Here is a 14,338-nt window from a genome sequence, read left to right as displayed (position 1 = left end):
TGAAAGAAGAGAAACATGGCTAAAGGTAAATTCGAGCGGACCAAGCCGCACGTGAACGTCGGCACGATTGGTCACGTTGATCATGGCAAGACCACGCTGACGGCAGCGATCACGACGGTTCTGACCGCGAAGTTCGGCGGCGAAGCGAAGGCATACGACCAGATCGACGCGGCGCCGGAAGAAAAGGCACGCGGTATCACGATCAACACGGCGCACGTGGAATACGAAACGGCGAACCGCCACTATGCCCACGTCGACTGCCCGGGCCACGCTGACTATGTGAAGAACATGATCACGGGCGCAGCGCAGATGGACGGCGCAATCCTGGTGTGCTCGGCTGCAGACGGTCCGATGCCGCAAACGCGTGAGCACATCCTGCTGGCGCGTCAGGTTGGTGTGCCGTACATCATCGTGTTCCTGAACAAGTGCGACATGGTGGACGACGCCGAGCTGCTCGAGCTGGTGGAAATGGAAGTGCGCGAGCTGTTGTCGAAGTACGACTTCCCGGGCGACGAGACGCCGATCATCAAGGGTTCGGCCAAGCTGGCGCTGGAAGGCGACAAGGGCGAACTGGGTGAAGTGGCGATCATGAACCTGGCTGACGCGCTGGACACGTACATCCCGACGCCGGAGCGCGCAGTTGACGGTGCGTTCCTGATGCCGGTGGAAGACGTGTTCTCGATCTCGGGTCGTGGCACGGTGGTGACGGGCCGCGTGGAGCGTGGCGTGGTGAAGGTCGGCGAGGAAATCGAAATTGTCGGTATCAAGCCGACGGTGAAGACGACCTGCACGGGCGTGGAAATGTTCCGCAAGCTGCTCGACCAGGGTCAGGCCGGCGACAACGTGGGTATCCTGCTGCGCGGCACGAAGCGCGAAGACGTGGAGCGTGGTCAGGTGCTGGCCAAGCCGGGTTCGATCACGCCGCACACGCACTTCACGGCAGAAGTGTACGTGCTGAGCAAGGACGAAGGCGGTCGTCATACGCCGTTCTTCAACAACTATCGCCCGCAGTTCTACTTCCGGACGACGGACGTGACGGGTTCGATCGAGTTGCCGAAGGACAAGGAAATGGTGATGCCGGGCGACAACGTGTCGATCACGGTGAAGCTGATCGCGCCGATCGCGATGGAAGAAGGCCTGCGCTTCGCCATCCGTGAAGGTGGCCGTACCGTCGGCGCCGGTGTCGTCGCCAAGATCATCGAGTAAAATCGAGAACTTTGTAGTTGCAGTAATTGGTGCCCGGGACCGGGCGCCCGCCCTCAGTGGGTGTCTGGTCCTACGTTCTTTTTTCGTTTGGTGGCGCAACGCCGCCTCGCTCTTTACAAGGAATCGTCATGCAGAACCAGAAAATCCGCATTCGCCTGAAGGCTTTCGACTATCGTCTGATCGATCAATCGGCAGCCGAAATCGTTGATACGGCAAAGCGGACTGGCGCTATCGTTCGCGGTCCGGTGCCCCTGCCGACCCGTATCCAGCGTTTCGACATCCTGCGTTCGCCGCACGTCAACAAGACGTCGCGCGACCAGCTCGAAATCCGTACTCACCAACGCCTGATGGACATCGTCGACCCGACGGACAAGACCGTCGACGCGCTGATGAAGCTTGACCTGCCGGCTGGCGTGGACGTGGAGATCAAGCTGCAGTAAGGCTTCCTGCCGACATCCGGCTTGTTGGGTGTCGCTAAGTCTTTGATTGCTTGCGGAAAACGAAAAGCCTTGCTATAATATTAGGCTTTTCGCGCATTCGCGCAAAAAAGCCGGTGCGTTTCAAGTCGAAAAACGCTGGCATTTTGTAAATTAGCCCCGACCAATCGCAGTCGGGAATGGAGAAAACGATGAGCCTTGGACTCGTAGGTCGCAAGGTTGGCATGACCCGTATCTTCACGGCTGAAGGGGATTCGATTCCCGTTACCGTGCTGGACGTGTCCGACAACCGCGTGACGCAGATCAAGACTGTTGAAACCGACGGCTACACGGCCGTTCAGGTTGCATTCGGTACGCGCCGTGCATCGCGTGTGACGAAGCCGCTGGCCGGTCATCTCGCCAAAGCCGGTGTTGAAGCCGGTGAAATCCTCAAAGAATTCAAGATCGATGCCGCCAAGGCCGCCGAGCTGTCGAGCGGCACCGTGGTTGGTCCCGACCTTTTCGAAGTGGGCCAGAAGGTCGACGTGCAAGGCGTGTCGATTGGTAAGGGCTACGCCGGTACCATCAAGCGTTACAACTTCGCATCCGGCCGTGCATCGCACGGTAACTCGCGCTCGCACAACGTGCCGGGCTCGATCGGTATGGCGCAGGACCCGGGTCGCGTTTTCCCGGGTAAGCGCATGACCGGTCACATGGGTGACGATACGGTAACGGTGCAAAACCTCGAAATCGCTCGTATCGACGCAGACCGCAAGCTGTTGCTGGTCAAGGGTGCTGTTCCCGGTGCGAAGGGCGGCAAGGTTTTCGTGACGCCGGCTGTGAAGGCTCGTGCCGTGAAAGGAGCGAAATAATGGAACTTAAGCTCCTGAATGCCAATGGTCAGGAAGGTGCGGCTGTTAGCGCGTCGGACGTCGTGTTCGGCCGTGACTACAACGAAGCCCTGATTCACCAGGTCGTAGTGGCCTACCAGGCGAATGCCCGTAGCGGCAACCGCGCGCAGAAGGATCGTGAGCAGGTCAAGCACACGACCAAGAAGCCGTGGCGCCAGAAGGGTACGGGTCGTGCCCGTGCCGGTATGTCGTCGAGCCCGTTGTGGCGCGGCGGTGGTCGCATTTTCCCGAATTCGCCGGAAGAAAACTTTTCGCACAAGGTCAACAAGAAGATGCATCGTGCGGGTCTCTGCTCGATCTTCTCGCAGCTGGCCCGCGAAGGCCGTATCTCGGTGGTCGACGAGCTGACGCTCGAAGCACCGAAGACAAAGCTGCTGGCCGAAAAATTCAAGGCGATGGGTCTCGACTCCGTGCTGGTCATCACCGACACGGTTGACGAAAACCTGTACCTCGCGTCTCGCAACCTCGCCCACGTGGCGGTTGTCGAGCCGCGTTACGCCGACCCGCTCTCGTTGATCTACTTCAAGAAGATCCTGATTACGAAGGCTGCGGTCGCCCAGATCGAGGAGTTGCTGTCATGAGCGAGATTCGCAAGAACGATCATCGTTTGATGCAGGTCCTGCTCGCGCCGGTGATCTCCGAAAAGGCGACGCTGGTGGCCGACAAGAACGAGCAGGTTGTGTTCGAAGTCGCGCCGGATGCCACGAAGCAGGAAGTGAAGGCTGCCGTTGAGCTGCTGTTCAAGGTGGAAGTCAATTCCGTCAATGTGCTCGTCCAGAAGGGTAAAGCCAAGCGTTTTGGCCGCTTCATGGGCAAGCGCAAGGACGTGAAGAAGGCATACGTCTGCCTGAAGCCCGGCCAGGAAATCAACTTTGAAGCGGAGGCCAAGTAATCATGGCAATCGTTAAAGTTAAGCCGACTTCGCCGGGCCGCCGCGCGATGGTCAAGGTGGTCAACAAGGATCTGCATAAGGGCAAGCCGTACGCGCCCCTGCTTGATTCGCAGAGCGTGACCGCCGGCCGCAACAACAACGGCCACATCACGACCCGTCACAAGGGTGGTGGTCATAAGCAGCAGTATCGTATTGTCGACTTCCGTCGTGCGAAAGATGGCATTCCTGCAAAGGTTGAGCGTCTCGAGTATGACCCGAACCGTAGCGCAAACATTGCGTTGGTTCTGTACGCAGACGGCGAGCGTCGCTACATCATCGCTCCGAAGGGTGTGATGATTGGACAGCAACTGATGTCGGGTTCGGAAGCTCCGATCCGCGCAGGTAACACGCTGCCGATCCGCAACATTCCGGTTGGTACGACGATCCACTGCATCGAAATGCTGCCGGGCAAGGGCGCGCAAATGGCGCGTTCGGCTGGTACGTCGGCGATGTTGCTGGCTCGTGAAGGCACCTACGCGCAGGTTCGTCTGCGTTCGGGCGAAATCCGCCGTGTTCACGTTGAGTGCCGCGCGACGATTGGTGAAGTGGGCAACGAGGAGCATAGCCTCCGTCAAATCGGTAAGGCTGGCGCGAACCGCTGGCGCGGTATCCGCCCGACGGTGCGTGGCGTTGCAATGAACCCGGTCGATCACCCGCACGGTGGTGGTGAAGGCAAGACGGCTGCAGGTCGCGATCCGGTGAGCCCGTGGGGCACGCCGACGAAGGGTTATCGCACCCGTAGCAACAAGCGCACGACGACAATGATCGTCCAGCGCCGTCACAAGCGTTAAGGAGTAGGCAATGGCACGTTCTGTAAAAAAAGGTCCGTTCTGCGACGCCCATTTGCTGAAGAAAGTTGAGGCGGCTGCAGCTTCGCGTGACAAGAAGCCGATCAAAACCTGGTCGCGTCGTTCGACGATCCTCCCGGATTTCATCGGTCTGACGATTGCCGTGCACAACGGCCGTCAGCACGTTCCGGTGTACATCTCGGAAAACATGGTCGGCCACAAGCTTGGCGAGTTCGCATTGACCCGGACGTTCAAGGGTCACGCGGCCGACAAGAAGGCCAAGAAATAAGGGGCTATCAAGATGGAAGTGAAAGCAATTCATCGCGGTGCCCGCATCTCGGCGCAGAAAACGCGCCTTGTGGCTGACCAGATCCGCGGTTTGCCGGTCGACAAGGCGCTGAACGTTCTGACGTTCTCGCCGAAGAAGGCTGCGGGAATCGTGAAAAAGGTCGTGCTGTCGGCGATCGCGAATGCGGAGCACAACGAAGGCGCCGATATCGACGAGCTCAAGATTACGAGCATCTACGTCGACAAGGCGGCCTCTCTCAAGCGTTTTACTGCGCGCGCTAAAGGCCGCGGTAACCGCATCGAGAAGCAATCCTGTCACATCACTGTGACGGTCGGGAATTAAGGAGTCATACGATGGGACAGAAAATTCATCCGACTGGCTTCCGTTTGGCCGTCAGCCGCAATTGGGCTTCGCGTTGGTACGCGAACAACAACAATTTCGCGGCGATGTTGCAGGAAGACATCGGTGTTCGTGAATACCTGAAGAAGAAGCTGAAGAACGCTTCGGTTGGCCGCGTCGTCATCGAGCGTCCGGCGAAAAACGCGCGCATCACGATTTACAGCTCGCGTCCGGGTGTGGTCATCGGCAAGAAGGGCGAGGATATTGAACTGCTGAAGACGGAACTGCAGCGCCGCATGGGCGTTCCGGTCCACGTCAACATCGAGGAAATCCGCAAGCCGGAAACCGATGCGCAATTGATCGCCGATTCGATCACGCAACAGCTCGAGCGCCGGATCATGTTCCGCCGCGCGATGAAGCGTGCGATGCAAAACGCAATGCGTCTGGGTGCTCAGGGCATCAAGATCATGAGCGCTGGCCGTCTGAATGGTATCGAAATCGCCCGTACGGAATGGTATCGCGAAGGTCGCGTGCCGCTTCATACGCTGCGCGCCGATATCGACTACGCAACTTCGGAAGCGAAGACGACCTACGGCATCATCGGTGTCAAGGTGTGGGTCTACAAGGGCGATACCCTCGGCCGCAATGACGCACCGGTGGTGGAAGAAGTCGCCGAAGAAAAGCGTCCGCGCCGCAACGCACGTCCGGGTGGCGATCGCCGTCCGCGTCGCGATGGTGAAGGTGGTGGCCCGGCAGGTGCACGCCGTGGCGCTCCTCGTCGCGCTGGTGGCGACGGGAAGACTGGAGAATAACGATGCTGCAACCGAAACGCAGAAAGTATCGCAAAGAGCAGAAAGGTCGTAACACCGGTATCGCAACCCGCGGCAACGCGGTGTCGTTCGGTGAATTCGGTCTGAAGGCTATCGGTCGCGGCCGTCTGACCGCGCGCCAGATTGAAGCGGCGCGTCGTGCCATGACCCGCCACATCAAGCGTGGTGGCCGCATCTGGATCCGCATCTTCCCGGACAAGCCGATCTCGCACAAGCCGGCGGAAGTACGTATGGGTAACGGTAAAGGTAACCCGGAGTATTACGTCGCGGAGATTCAACCGGGCAAGATGCTGTACGAAATGGACGGCGTAACCGAAGAGCTGGCACGCGAAGCGTTCCGTCTGGCTGCAGCGAAGCTGCCGCTGAAGACGACGTTCATCGTGCGCCAGCTTGGCGCCTAAGGAGTAAGTGATGAAGGCTTCCGAACTTCACCAGAAAGATCAGGCCGCGCTCAACAAGGAGCTGTCGGACCTGTTGAAGGCGCAATTCGGCCTGCGCATGCAACTCGCGACCCAGCAGCTCACGAACACGAGCCAGCTGAAGAAGGTTCGTCGCGACATCGCACGTGTGCGGACCGTCCTGACTGAGAAGGCGAACCAGAAATGAACGATAGCGTAAAAACCTCGCTCAAGCGGACGCTGGTCGGCAAGGTCGTCAGCAACAAGATGGACAAGACGGTCACCGTGCTGGTCGAGCACCGCGTGAAGCACCCGATCTACGGCAAGTACGTTGTGCGTTCGAAGAAGTACCACGCGCACGACGACGCGAACACGTACAACGAGGGTGATCTCGTTGAAATCCAGGAAACGCGTCCGATTTCGAAGACGAAAGCTTGGGTTGTGTCCCGCCTGGTCGAGGCTGCTCGCGTCATCTGACGCCGCAAAGTTGTAGAAGTAGTTGAAATCGCAGTAAGTTTCGCTTGCAAGACCGAGATTATTTGTTATAATTTCGGTCTTCCCTCTTTGTGGGAGCCCCGTCGCGGGCGAAGTTGGTGGGGGAAGCGGTTCAGGCGTCAGCTTGTTCCGAAGGATTCACCGGATTGCGATGGCGGGTTTCGTTTGCCGTCGCTGCTGTTCTAACCCAAGCAGCCGATTGGCTGACGGGACCAAGACTGACCGGGTGCGCCATGGTGGTGCGACCGGATTAAGTTGGGAAAGATAAACCATGATCCAGACCGAAACTCGGCTTGAAGTGGCCGACAACACGGGTGCGCGTGAAGTCATGTGCATCAAGGTGCTCGGCGGCTCGAAGCGTCGTTATGCCAGCATTGGCGACATCATCAAGGTGACCGTCAAAGAGGCAACGCCGCGCGGGCGCGTGAAGAAAGGCGAGATTTACAACGCCGTGGTGGTTCGCACCGCCAAGGGCGTGCGCCGTCAGGACGGCTCGCTGATCAAGTTCGATGGCAACGCCGCCGTGCTTTTGAATACCAAGCTCGAGCCTATCGGCACCCGCATTTTTGGGCCGGTCACGCGTGAGTTGCGTAGCGAACGATTCATGAAGATCGTTTCGCTGGCACCGGAAGTGCTGTAAGGAGTCGCGATGAACAAGATTCGCAAAGGTGACGAAGTTATCGTCATCACCGGCAAGGACAAGGGCAAGCGCGGCATCGTGCTGTCCGTTGGCGAGAATCATGTGACAGTCGAGGGTATCAACCTCGTCAAGAAGCATGTCAAGCCGAACCCGATGAAGGGTACGACGGGCGGTGTGGAAGCCAAGACGATGCCGCTGCAAATTTCGAACGTCGCATTGGTCGACGCGAATGGCAAGGCGTCGCGTGTAGGCATCAAGGTCGAAGGAGACAAGAAAGTTCGTTTCCTTAAGACGACCGGTGCCGAGCTGAGCGCCTGACGCAGCGGAGTAAAAAATGGCTCGTTTGCAAGAATTTTACAAAGAGAAGGTTGTACCCGGCCTCATCGAGAAGTTCGGTTACAAGTCCGTGATGGAAGTGCCGCGCATCACCAAGATCACCCTGAACATGGGTGTCGGTGAAGCAATCGCGGACAAGAAAGTCATCGAAAACGCCGTTGGCGACCTGACAAAGATTGCTGGCCAGAAGCCGGTTATCACGAAGGCACGCAAGGCAATCGCTGGCTTCAAGATCCGTCAGGGCTATCCGATCGGTGCGATGGTCACGTTGCGTGGTCAGGCGATGTACGAATTTCTGGACCGTTTCGTGACGGTCGCGCTCCCCCGTGTGCGCGACTTCCGTGGCGTGTCGGGTCGTGCGTTCGACGGTCGTGGCAACTACAACATCGGTGTGAAAGAGCAGATCATTTTCCCCGAAATCGATTACGACAAGATCGACGCGCTGCGTGGGCTGAACATCAGCATCACGACGACTGCGAAGACCGACGACGAAGCAAAGGCTCTGCTCGCCAGCTTCAAGTTCCCGTTCAGAAACTGAGGTTACCGTGGCTAAACTGGCACTGATCGAACGTGAAAAGAAGCGTGCTCGCCTTGCTGCAAAGTTCGCTCCCAAGCGCGCTGAGCTGAAGGCCGTCATCGACGACCAAAGCAAGTCGGATGAAGAGCGTTATGCAGCCCGTCTGGAACTGCAGCAACTGCCGCGTAATTCTAACCCGACCCGTAAGCGCAACCGTTGCGCTATCACTGGTCGTCCGCGCGGTACGTTCCGTAAATTCGGGCTGGCGCGTAACAAGATTCGCGAAATCGCGTTCCGCGGCGAGATCCCTGGCCTGACCAAGGCGAGCTGGTAATAGGAGAAACGTAAATGAGCATGAGTGATCCTATCGCCGATATGCTGACTCGCATCCGCAATGCGCAGATGGTCGAGAAGGTTTCGGTGACGATGCCCTCGTCGAAAGTCAAGGTTGCGATTGCGCAGGTCCTGAAGGACGAAGGCTATATCGACGATTTCGCAGTGAAGTCCGAAGGTGCGAAGTCGGAATTGAACATCGCGTTGAAGTACTACGCTGGCCGTCCGGTTATCGAGCGCCTTGAGCGCGTCTCGAAGCCTGGTCTGCGCGTATACCGCGGCCGTAACGACATCCCGCAGGTCATGAATGGCCTCGGCGTGGCAATCGTATCGACGCCGAAGGGCGTGATGACGGACCGCAAGGCGCGCGCTACGGGCGTTGGCGGCGAAGTCATCTGCTACGTCGCTTAAGGCCGAAAGGAGAGAGAAACATGTCTCGAGTAGGTAAAAGCCCTGTCGCGCTGCAAGGCGCAGAAGTGGCTCTGAGCGATGAGCGTATCACCGTGAAGGGCCCGCTGGGTACGATTACACAGGCTGCAAACCGCCTCGTTAAAGTGGTGAACGACAACGGCACGCTGAAGTTCGAGCCCGTTGACGACAGCCGCGAAGCGAATGCGATGTCGGGCACGATGCGCGCACTGGTTGCGAACATGGTGAACGGCGTGACGAAGGGTTTCGAGCGCAAGCTGACGCTGGTTGGCGTCGGTTACCGCGCACAGGCGCAAGGCGACAAGCTGAACCTGTCGCTGGGTTTCTCGCACCCCGTGGTGCACCAGATGCCGGAAGGCGTCAAGGCTGAAACCCCGACGCAAACCGAAATCGTGATCAAGGGGATCAGTAAGCAACAAGTTGGCCAGGTCGCGGCAGAAGTGCGCGGCTATCGTCCGCCGGAGCCCTACAAGGGCAAGGGCGTGCGTTACGCCAACGAGGTTGTGATCCTCAAAGAAACGAAGAAGAAGTAAGGGTGCGCAATCATGGATAAGACTCAATCTCGCCTGCGCCGCGCTCGTCAGACGCGTATCAAGATCGCTGAGCTGCAGGTCGCGCGTCTCGCCGTGCATCGCACGAACACGCACATCTATGCGCAAGTGTTCTCGCCGTGCGGCACCAAGGTGCTCGCCAGCGCGTCGACGCTCGAAGCCGAAGTGCGTGCGCAACTGGCCGACAAGACGGGTAAGGGCGGCAACGTTGCTGCTGCTACCCTGATCGGTAAGCGCATTGCAGAAAAGGCTAAGGCTGCCGGCATCGAATCCGTCGCCTTCGACCGCTCGGGTTTCCGCTACCACGGCCGCGTGAAGGCGCTGGCTGATGCGGCGCGCGAAGCCGGGCTCAAGTTCTAAGGGAAGGAATTCGTCATGGCAAAGATGCAAGCGAAAGTTCAGGCTGACGAACGCGACGACGGCCTTCGCGAAAAGATGATTTCGGTCAACCGCGTGACCAAGGTCGTGAAGGGTGGCCGGATTCTCGGTTTCGCCGCGCTGACCGTGGTTGGCGACGGTGATGGCCGCGTCGGTATGGGCAAGGGCAAGGCGAAGGAAGTGCCGGTCGCTGTCCAGAAGGCAATGGAACAGGCTCGCCGCAACATGTTCAAGGTGCCGCTCAAAAACGGCACCCTGCAGCACGAAGTGCACGGTAAGCACGGCGCATCGATGGTCCTCCTCGCCCCGGCGAAGGACGGTACCGGTGTGATCGCTGGCGGCCCGATGCGCGCTGTGTTCGACGTGATGGGCGTGCAGAACGTTGTGGCCAAGAGCCACGGTTCGACGAACCCGTACAACCTCGTTCGTGCAACGCTCGACGGTCTGCGCAAGCAGTCGACGCCGGGCGACATCGCGGCGAAGCGTGGCAAGTCCGTCGAAGATATTCTGGGCTAAAGGTGGACATCATGTCTGATAAAACTGTCAAGGTCCAGCTCGTCAAGAGCCTGATCGGCACCCGCGAAACGCATCGTGCGACGGTGCGTGGTCTGGGCCTGCGCCGACTCAACTCGGTTAGCGAGTTGCAGGACACGCCGGCTGTGCGCGGCATGATCAACAAGGTTTCGTACCTCGTTAAGGTCATCAGCTAAGCGGCTGACCGGGACTCAAGGAGTTGATAATGGAATTGAATAACCTGAAGCCGGCTGAAGGCGCGAAGCACGCAAAGCGTCGCGTTGGTCGCGGCATCGGCTCCGGCCTCGGCAAGACCGCAGGTCGTGGTCACAAGGGTCAGAAATCGCGTTCGGGCGGTTTCCACAAGGTTGGCTTCGAAGGCGGTCAAATGCCGCTGCAACGTCGTCTGCCGAAGCGTGGCTTCACGTCGCTGACGAAGGAATTCGTCGGTGAAGTGCGTCTCGCTGATCTGGAAAAGCTGCCGGTCGACGAAATCGACTTGCTGGCTCTGAAGCAAGCCGGTCTGGTTGGCGAGCTGACGAGGAGCGCCAAGATCATCGCGACGGGCGAGCTGAAGCGCAAGATCGTTGTGAAGGGTCTGGGTGCGACGAAGGGTGCGCGCGCTGCTATCGAAGCGGCCGGCGGCTCATTTGCCGAGTAACGCGCAAGTCGATTGCCGTCACTAGCATTTGCATCGGAGAACGTACTTGGCTAACAGCCCGAGTCTCGCAAAACCCGGTCGAAGCGCGGCGAAGTTTGGCGATCTGCGTCGACGGGCAGTTTTTTTGCTCATGGCGCTGATCGTCTACCGTATCGGTGCGCATATTCCGGTGCCGGGTATTGACCCGGACCAACTGGCGAAGCTGTTCCAAAGCCAGTCGGGCGGCATCCTTGGCATGTTCAACATGTTTTCGGGTGGCGCACTTTCGCGGTTCACGATTTTCGCGCTTGGGATCATGCCGTATATCTCGGCGTCGATCATCATGCAGTTGCTGGCGATTGTTTCGCCGCAGCTCGAAGCGTTGAAGAAGGAAGGGCAGGCAGGTCAGCGGAAGATTACGCAGTACACGCGGGTCTTCACTGTGTTGCTGGCAACCTTCCAGGCGTTTGGCATTGCAGTCGCGCTGGAAAACCAGCCGGGATTGGTACTCGATCCGGGCATGGTGTTTCGGTTGACGACAGTTGTGACGCTTGTCACGGGCACGATGTTCCTGATGTGGCTGGGTGAGCAAATCACAGAACGCGGGCTCGGCAACGGCATCTCGATCATTATTTTCGGCGGGATTGCGGCCGGTTTTCCGAACGCAATTGGTGGTCTGTTCGAACTGGTGCGAACCGGCTCGATGAGCATCATCTCCGCGATCATTGTGGTGTTTCTGATTGCTGCTGTGACGTATCTGGTGGTGTTCATCGAACGCGGCCAGCGCAAGATTCTTGTGAATTACGCCAAGCGCCAGGTCGGCAACAAGATTTACGGCGGCCAGTCTTCGCATTTGCCGCTGAAGCTGAACATGTCGGGTGTGATTCCGCCGATCTTTGCATCGTCGATCATTCTCTTCCCGGCAACCATCCTGAACTGGTTTAGTTCAGGGTCGCGTACCGGCTGGTTCGGTGACACGCTGCATAACGTGGCCGAGGCCGTCAAGCCTGGCCAACCGGTGTACGTGTTGTTGTACGCGTTGGCGATCGTGTTCTTCTGTTTTTTCTACACCGCACTGGTGTTCAACAGCAGGGAAACGGCCGACAACCTGAAGAAAAGCGGCGCTTTCGTTCCGGGCATCCGTCCGGGCGATCAGACGGCGCGATATATTGACCGCATCCTCACGCGTCTGACGCTGGCCGGTGCGATCTACATCGTGTTCGTTTGCTTGCTGCCGGAGTTTCTGGTGCTGCGCTGGAACGTGCCGTTTTATTTTGGTGGAACGTCGCTGCTGATCATTGTCGTCGTCACAATGGACTTCATGGCGCAGGTGCAGTCGTACGTTATGTCGCAACAGTATGAATCGCTGCTGAAGAAAGCCAATTTCAAAGGCGGCGGCGTCCCGATGCGTTGAAAGGACTTATGGCCAAAGACGATGTAATCCAGATGCAGGGTGAAGTCATCGAAAACCTGCCTAACGCTACCTTCAGGGTAAAGCTGGAAAACGGCCATGTCGTATTGGGACACATATCCGGCAAGATGCGGATGCACTATATCCGTATTCTGCCGGGCGACAAGGTGACGGTTGAATTGACGCCTTACGATCTGTCGCGTGCGCGGATCGTGTTCCGGGCGAAGTGATTTGAAAAAAGGGTAATATCATGAAAGTGATGGCATCGGTTAAGCGCATTTGCCGCAATTGCAAGATCATCAAGCGCAAGGGCGTTGTGCGCGTGATTTGCAGCTCTGATCCGCGCCACAAACAGCGTCAAGGCTGAACGCCGCGCTTTTGCTTGCGCTTTTTGTTTGAGGAAAAACAATGGCTCGTATCGCAGGGGTTAACATCCCGAACCACCAGCACACCGAAATCGGCCTGACGGCGATTTACGGTGTCGGCCGCACGCGCTCGCGCGACATTTGCGTCGCTGCTGGTGTGGCATTTTCGAAAAAGGTCAAAGACCTGAACGACGCAGATCTCGAAAAGCTGCGTGAAGAAGTCGGCAAGTTCATCGTTGAAGGCGATCTGCGCCGTGAAACGACGATGAACATCAAGCGCCTGATGGATCTCGGCTGCTATCGTGGCGTGCGCCATCGCAAGGGCCTGCCCCTGCGCGGCCAACGCACGCGTACGAATGCCCGTACGCGCAAGGGTCCGCGTCGTGCAGCGCAATCGCTGAAGAAGTAAGCGGAACTGACAGTTACAGGAAAACGTAATGGCTAAGGCTTCGAACAACTCCGCGGCGCAACGCGTTCGCAAGAAGGTCAAGAAGAACGTCGCCGAGGGCGTGGTTCACGTTCACGCGTCGTTCAACAACACCATCATCACGATCACCGATCGTCAAGGCAATGCACTTGCCTGGGCAACGTCGGGTGGCCAGGGTTTCAAAGGCTCGCGTAAGTCGACGCCGTTTGCAGCGCAGGTTGCAGCGGAATCGGCTGGCCGCGTGGCGATGGAATACGGCGTAAAGAACCTCGAAGTGCGGATCAAGGGCCCGGGCCCTGGTCGTGAGTCTGCGGTGCGCGCGCTGCATGGTCTTGGCATCAAGATCACCGCGATCTCCGATGTGACGCCGGTTCCGCACAACGGCTGCCGTCCGCCGAAGCGTCGTCGTATCTAAGACGCCGTTTTTGCTAGCGCCTGTTGCCGCTTTACGCGGCGGCAGGCTGCTCGCGTTATTGAATTGACTAAGCCCACCGTTCGACCCAAAGGGTTCGGACTAGCGCGAACTTAAATTCGCGTGATTTATCATAGAAGGAATGCAAAGTGGCACGCTATATCGGCCCTAAAGCCAAGCTCTCCCGCCGTGAAGGCACTGACCTCTTCCTGAAGAGCGCCCGTCGTTCGCTCGCTGACAAGTGCAAGCTTGACAGCAAGCCGGGCCAACATGGCCGCACCTCGGGCGCCCGTACGTCCGATTACGGCACGCAGCTGCGCGAAAAGCAAAAAGTCAAGCGTATCTACGGTGTTCTCGAACGCCAGTTCCGTCGTTACTTCGCCGAAGCCGACCGGCGCAAGGGCAACACGGGTGAAAACCTGCTGCAATTGCTCGAGTCGCGTCTCGATAACGTCGTGTACCGCATGGGCTTCGGCTCGACGCGTGCTGAAGCGCGCCAGCTCGTGAGCCACAAGGCAATCATGGTGAATGGCCAGGTCGCTAACATTCCGTCGCTGCAAGTGAAGTCGGGCGATGTGGTTGCCGTGCGCGAACAGTCGAAGAAGCAGGCGCGTATTGTCGAAGCGCTGTCGCTGGCTGAGCAGGGCGGTCTGGCGAGCTGGGTCGCTGTCGATGCGAAGAAGTTCGAAGGTACGTTCAAGCAAATGCCGGAACGTAGCGACATCGCTGGCGATATCAACGAAAGCCTGATCGTCGAATTGTATTCGCGGTAATCGGATTGAC

General features: G+C 58.3%; 28 protein-coding genes. All 28 read left to right on the top strand.

Annotated elements, in window-relative coordinates; all coding sequences use genetic code 11:
• The first annotated feature begins 15 nt into the window (after positions 1 to 15).
• The 28 genes from tuf to rpsD all read left to right on the top strand — a co-directional run bounded on the left by tuf (position 16) and on the right by rpsD (position 14,328).
• Positions 16 to 1,206 (top strand): elongation factor Tu, encoded by a 1,191-nt coding sequence (tuf, locus tag B0G77_RS05555; RefSeq protein ID WP_133661213.1) that lies wholly within the window; start codon positions 16 to 18, stop codon positions 1,204 to 1,206.
• A gap of 128 nt (positions 1,207 to 1,334) precedes the next feature.
• The gene (gene rpsJ / locus B0G77_RS05550) at positions 1,335 to 1,646 is read left to right on the top strand and encodes a 30S ribosomal protein S10 (RefSeq protein ID WP_006998489.1); all 312 of its coding nucleotides are present in this window, start codon (positions 1,335 to 1,337) and stop codon (positions 1,644 to 1,646) included.
• A gap of 188 nt (positions 1,647 to 1,834) precedes the next feature.
• On the top strand, positions 1,835 to 2,494 hold the full coding sequence (rplC, locus tag B0G77_RS05545; protein ID WP_133661212.1) for a 50S ribosomal protein L3: 660 nt from the start codon (positions 1,835 to 1,837) through the stop codon (positions 2,492 to 2,494).
• Positions 2,494 to 3,114, top strand: coding sequence for a 50S ribosomal protein L4 (gene rplD / locus B0G77_RS05540; RefSeq protein WP_090537177.1), 621 nt, complete (start codon positions 2,494 to 2,496; stop codon positions 3,112 to 3,114). The genes rplC and rplD overlap by 1 nt, the downstream gene beginning before the upstream one ends.
• Positions 3,111 to 3,425, top strand: a complete 315-nt coding sequence (gene rplW / locus B0G77_RS05535) for a 50S ribosomal protein L23 (protein ID WP_028199567.1) — start codon at positions 3,111 to 3,113, stop codon at positions 3,423 to 3,425. Before rplD ends, rplW begins: the two co-directional genes overlap by 4 nt.
• Before the next feature lie 2 nt (positions 3,426 to 3,427).
• Complete coding sequence (gene rplB, locus B0G77_RS05530; RefSeq protein ID WP_133661211.1) at positions 3,428 to 4,255, top strand: 50S ribosomal protein L2; 828 nt, start codon at positions 3,428 to 3,430, stop codon at positions 4,253 to 4,255.
• A gap of 10 nt (positions 4,256 to 4,265) precedes the next feature.
• A complete protein-coding gene (gene rpsS, locus B0G77_RS05525; RefSeq protein ID WP_004199273.1) occupies positions 4,266 to 4,541 on the top strand; it encodes a 30S ribosomal protein S19 in 276 nt (91 codons plus the stop codon).
• A gap of 12 nt (positions 4,542 to 4,553) precedes the next feature.
• Positions 4,554 to 4,883 (top strand): 50S ribosomal protein L22, encoded by a 330-nt coding sequence (gene rplV, locus B0G77_RS05520; RefSeq protein WP_007730533.1) that lies wholly within the window; start codon positions 4,554 to 4,556, stop codon positions 4,881 to 4,883.
• 11 nt (positions 4,884 to 4,894) lie between these two features.
• Positions 4,895 to 5,692: a 30S ribosomal protein S3 gene (rpsC, locus tag B0G77_RS05515; RefSeq protein WP_133661210.1), complete on the top strand. Its 798-nt coding sequence runs from the start codon at positions 4,895 to 4,897 to the stop codon at positions 5,690 to 5,692.
• Between the two features lie 2 nt (positions 5,693 to 5,694).
• Positions 5,695 to 6,111, top strand: a complete 417-nt coding sequence (gene rplP / locus B0G77_RS05510) for a 50S ribosomal protein L16 (protein ID WP_007180131.1) — start codon at positions 5,695 to 5,697, stop codon at positions 6,109 to 6,111.
• Between the two features lie 10 nt (positions 6,112 to 6,121).
• Complete coding sequence (gene rpmC / locus B0G77_RS05505) at positions 6,122 to 6,316, top strand: 50S ribosomal protein L29 (protein WP_007180130.1); 195 nt, start codon at positions 6,122 to 6,124, stop codon at positions 6,314 to 6,316.
• Entirely contained in the window at positions 6,313 to 6,585 is a 273-nt protein-coding gene (gene rpsQ / locus B0G77_RS05500) for a 30S ribosomal protein S17 (protein ID WP_133661209.1), read from the top strand. The genes rpmC and rpsQ overlap by 4 nt, the downstream gene beginning before the upstream one ends.
• A 289-nt stretch (positions 6,586 to 6,874) precedes the next feature.
• Positions 6,875 to 7,243, top strand: coding sequence for a 50S ribosomal protein L14 (rplN, locus tag B0G77_RS05495; RefSeq protein WP_006998478.1), 369 nt, complete (start codon positions 6,875 to 6,877; stop codon positions 7,241 to 7,243).
• A 9-nt stretch (positions 7,244 to 7,252) separates the two neighbouring features.
• Positions 7,253 to 7,561, top strand: a complete 309-nt coding sequence (rplX, locus tag B0G77_RS05490; RefSeq protein WP_074262701.1) for a 50S ribosomal protein L24 — start codon at positions 7,253 to 7,255, stop codon at positions 7,559 to 7,561.
• Between the two features lie 16 nt (positions 7,562 to 7,577).
• Entirely contained in the window at positions 7,578 to 8,117 is a 540-nt protein-coding gene (gene rplE, locus B0G77_RS05485; protein ID WP_133661208.1) for a 50S ribosomal protein L5, read from the top strand.
• A gap of 7 nt (positions 8,118 to 8,124) precedes the next feature.
• Complete coding sequence (rpsN, locus tag B0G77_RS05480; protein ID WP_133661207.1) at positions 8,125 to 8,430, top strand: 30S ribosomal protein S14; 306 nt, start codon at positions 8,125 to 8,127, stop codon at positions 8,428 to 8,430.
• 14 nt (positions 8,431 to 8,444) lie between these two features.
• On the top strand, positions 8,445 to 8,840 hold the full coding sequence (rpsH, locus tag B0G77_RS05475) for a 30S ribosomal protein S8 (protein WP_133661206.1): 396 nt from the start codon (positions 8,445 to 8,447) through the stop codon (positions 8,838 to 8,840).
• Between the two features lie 20 nt (positions 8,841 to 8,860).
• Positions 8,861 to 9,391: a 50S ribosomal protein L6 gene (gene rplF / locus B0G77_RS05470; RefSeq protein ID WP_133661205.1), complete on the top strand. Its 531-nt coding sequence runs from the start codon at positions 8,861 to 8,863 to the stop codon at positions 9,389 to 9,391.
• A gap of 12 nt (positions 9,392 to 9,403) precedes the next feature.
• Positions 9,404 to 9,769 (top strand): 50S ribosomal protein L18, encoded by a 366-nt coding sequence (gene rplR / locus B0G77_RS05465; RefSeq protein ID WP_094778387.1) that lies wholly within the window; start codon positions 9,404 to 9,406, stop codon positions 9,767 to 9,769.
• 15 nt (positions 9,770 to 9,784) lie between these two features.
• Entirely contained in the window at positions 9,785 to 10,303 is a 519-nt protein-coding gene (gene rpsE, locus B0G77_RS05460) for a 30S ribosomal protein S5 (protein WP_006052219.1), read from the top strand.
• An 11-nt stretch (positions 10,304 to 10,314) separates the two neighbouring features.
• Positions 10,315 to 10,497, top strand: coding sequence for a 50S ribosomal protein L30 (rpmD, locus tag B0G77_RS05455; RefSeq protein WP_007180126.1), 183 nt, complete (start codon positions 10,315 to 10,317; stop codon positions 10,495 to 10,497).
• A 29-nt stretch (positions 10,498 to 10,526) separates the two neighbouring features.
• Entirely contained in the window at positions 10,527 to 10,961 is a 435-nt protein-coding gene (rplO, locus tag B0G77_RS05450; RefSeq protein ID WP_133661204.1) for a 50S ribosomal protein L15, read from the top strand.
• A gap of 46 nt (positions 10,962 to 11,007) precedes the next feature.
• Positions 11,008 to 12,354, top strand: coding sequence for a preprotein translocase subunit SecY (gene secY, locus B0G77_RS05445; RefSeq protein ID WP_133661203.1), 1,347 nt, complete (start codon positions 11,008 to 11,010; stop codon positions 12,352 to 12,354).
• An 8-nt stretch (positions 12,355 to 12,362) separates the two neighbouring features.
• Positions 12,363 to 12,581, top strand: coding sequence for a translation initiation factor IF-1 (infA, locus tag B0G77_RS05440; protein WP_004521905.1), 219 nt, complete (start codon positions 12,363 to 12,365; stop codon positions 12,579 to 12,581).
• A 20-nt stretch (positions 12,582 to 12,601) separates the two neighbouring features.
• Complete coding sequence (gene rpmJ / locus B0G77_RS05435; RefSeq protein WP_004199844.1) at positions 12,602 to 12,718, top strand: 50S ribosomal protein L36; 117 nt, start codon at positions 12,602 to 12,604, stop codon at positions 12,716 to 12,718.
• Positions 12,719 to 12,759: 41 nt separating this feature from the next.
• On the top strand, positions 12,760 to 13,125 hold the full coding sequence (gene rpsM, locus B0G77_RS05430; RefSeq protein ID WP_012434566.1) for a 30S ribosomal protein S13: 366 nt from the start codon (positions 12,760 to 12,762) through the stop codon (positions 13,123 to 13,125).
• A gap of 28 nt (positions 13,126 to 13,153) precedes the next feature.
• Positions 13,154 to 13,558: a 30S ribosomal protein S11 gene (gene rpsK, locus B0G77_RS05425; protein WP_006052224.1), complete on the top strand. Its 405-nt coding sequence runs from the start codon at positions 13,154 to 13,156 to the stop codon at positions 13,556 to 13,558.
• 146 nt (positions 13,559 to 13,704) lie between these two features.
• Complete coding sequence (gene rpsD / locus B0G77_RS05420; protein WP_133661202.1) at positions 13,705 to 14,328, top strand: 30S ribosomal protein S4; 624 nt, start codon at positions 13,705 to 13,707, stop codon at positions 14,326 to 14,328.
• Positions 14,329 to 14,338: the final 10 nt, after the last annotated feature.

The sequence above is a fragment of the Paraburkholderia sp. BL10I2N1 genome (assembly GCF_004361815.1).
Classification (GTDB): Bacteria; Pseudomonadota; Gammaproteobacteria; order Burkholderiales; family Burkholderiaceae; genus Paraburkholderia.
Note: the sequence above shows the minus strand (reverse complement) of the source record. Positions and strands in the feature narration are given on the sequence as shown.

Excerpts from the sequence above, each read along its gene's own strand:
- rplC (WP_133661212.1), top strand. The coding sequence starts at position 1,835 with ATGAGCCTTGGACTCGTAGGTCGCAAGGTTGGCATGACCCGTATCTTC.
- rpsQ (WP_133661209.1), top strand. The coding sequence starts at position 6,313 with ATGAACGATAGCGTAAAAACCTCGCTCAAGCGGACGCTGGTCGGCAAG.
- rplR (WP_094778387.1), top strand. The coding sequence starts at position 9,404 with ATGGATAAGACTCAATCTCGCCTGCGCCGCGCTCGTCAGACGCGTATC.
- rplB (WP_133661211.1), top strand. The coding sequence starts at position 3,428 with ATGGCAATCGTTAAAGTTAAGCCGACTTCGCCGGGCCGCCGCGCGATG.
- rpmD (WP_007180126.1), top strand. The coding sequence starts at position 10,315 with ATGTCTGATAAAACTGTCAAGGTCCAGCTCGTCAAGAGCCTGATCGGC.
- rpsJ (WP_006998489.1), top strand. The coding sequence starts at position 1,335 with ATGCAGAACCAGAAAATCCGCATTCGCCTGAAGGCTTTCGACTATCGT.
- rplW (WP_028199567.1), top strand. The coding sequence starts at position 3,111 with ATGAGCGAGATTCGCAAGAACGATCATCGTTTGATGCAGGTCCTGCTC.
- rpsK (WP_006052224.1), top strand. The coding sequence starts at position 13,154 with ATGGCTAAGGCTTCGAACAACTCCGCGGCGCAACGCGTTCGCAAGAAG.
- infA (WP_004521905.1), top strand. The coding sequence starts at position 12,363 with ATGGCCAAAGACGATGTAATCCAGATGCAGGGTGAAGTCATCGAAAAC.
- rplE (WP_133661208.1), top strand. The coding sequence starts at position 7,578 with ATGGCTCGTTTGCAAGAATTTTACAAAGAGAAGGTTGTACCCGGCCTC.
- rpsE (WP_006052219.1), top strand. The coding sequence starts at position 9,785 with ATGGCAAAGATGCAAGCGAAAGTTCAGGCTGACGAACGCGACGACGGC.
- rplD (WP_090537177.1), top strand. The coding sequence starts at position 2,494 with ATGGAACTTAAGCTCCTGAATGCCAATGGTCAGGAAGGTGCGGCTGTT.
- rpsS (WP_004199273.1), top strand. The coding sequence starts at position 4,266 with ATGGCACGTTCTGTAAAAAAAGGTCCGTTCTGCGACGCCCATTTGCTG.
- rpmC (WP_007180130.1), top strand. The coding sequence starts at position 6,122 with ATGAAGGCTTCCGAACTTCACCAGAAAGATCAGGCCGCGCTCAACAAG.
- rplP (WP_007180131.1), top strand. The coding sequence starts at position 5,695 with ATGCTGCAACCGAAACGCAGAAAGTATCGCAAAGAGCAGAAAGGTCGT.
- tuf (WP_133661213.1), top strand. The coding sequence starts at position 16 with ATGGCTAAAGGTAAATTCGAGCGGACCAAGCCGCACGTGAACGTCGGC.
- rpmJ (WP_004199844.1), top strand. The coding sequence starts at position 12,602 with ATGAAAGTGATGGCATCGGTTAAGCGCATTTGCCGCAATTGCAAGATC.
- rpsC (WP_133661210.1), top strand. The coding sequence starts at position 4,895 with ATGGGACAGAAAATTCATCCGACTGGCTTCCGTTTGGCCGTCAGCCGC.
- rplN (WP_006998478.1), top strand. The coding sequence starts at position 6,875 with ATGATCCAGACCGAAACTCGGCTTGAAGTGGCCGACAACACGGGTGCG.
- rplF (WP_133661205.1), top strand. The coding sequence starts at position 8,861 with ATGTCTCGAGTAGGTAAAAGCCCTGTCGCGCTGCAAGGCGCAGAAGTG.
- rplX (WP_074262701.1), top strand. The coding sequence starts at position 7,253 with ATGAACAAGATTCGCAAAGGTGACGAAGTTATCGTCATCACCGGCAAG.
- rpsM (WP_012434566.1), top strand. The coding sequence starts at position 12,760 with ATGGCTCGTATCGCAGGGGTTAACATCCCGAACCACCAGCACACCGAA.
- rplV (WP_007730533.1), top strand. The coding sequence starts at position 4,554 with ATGGAAGTGAAAGCAATTCATCGCGGTGCCCGCATCTCGGCGCAGAAA.
- rplO (WP_133661204.1), top strand. The coding sequence starts at position 10,527 with ATGGAATTGAATAACCTGAAGCCGGCTGAAGGCGCGAAGCACGCAAAG.
- rpsH (WP_133661206.1), top strand. The coding sequence starts at position 8,445 with ATGAGCATGAGTGATCCTATCGCCGATATGCTGACTCGCATCCGCAAT.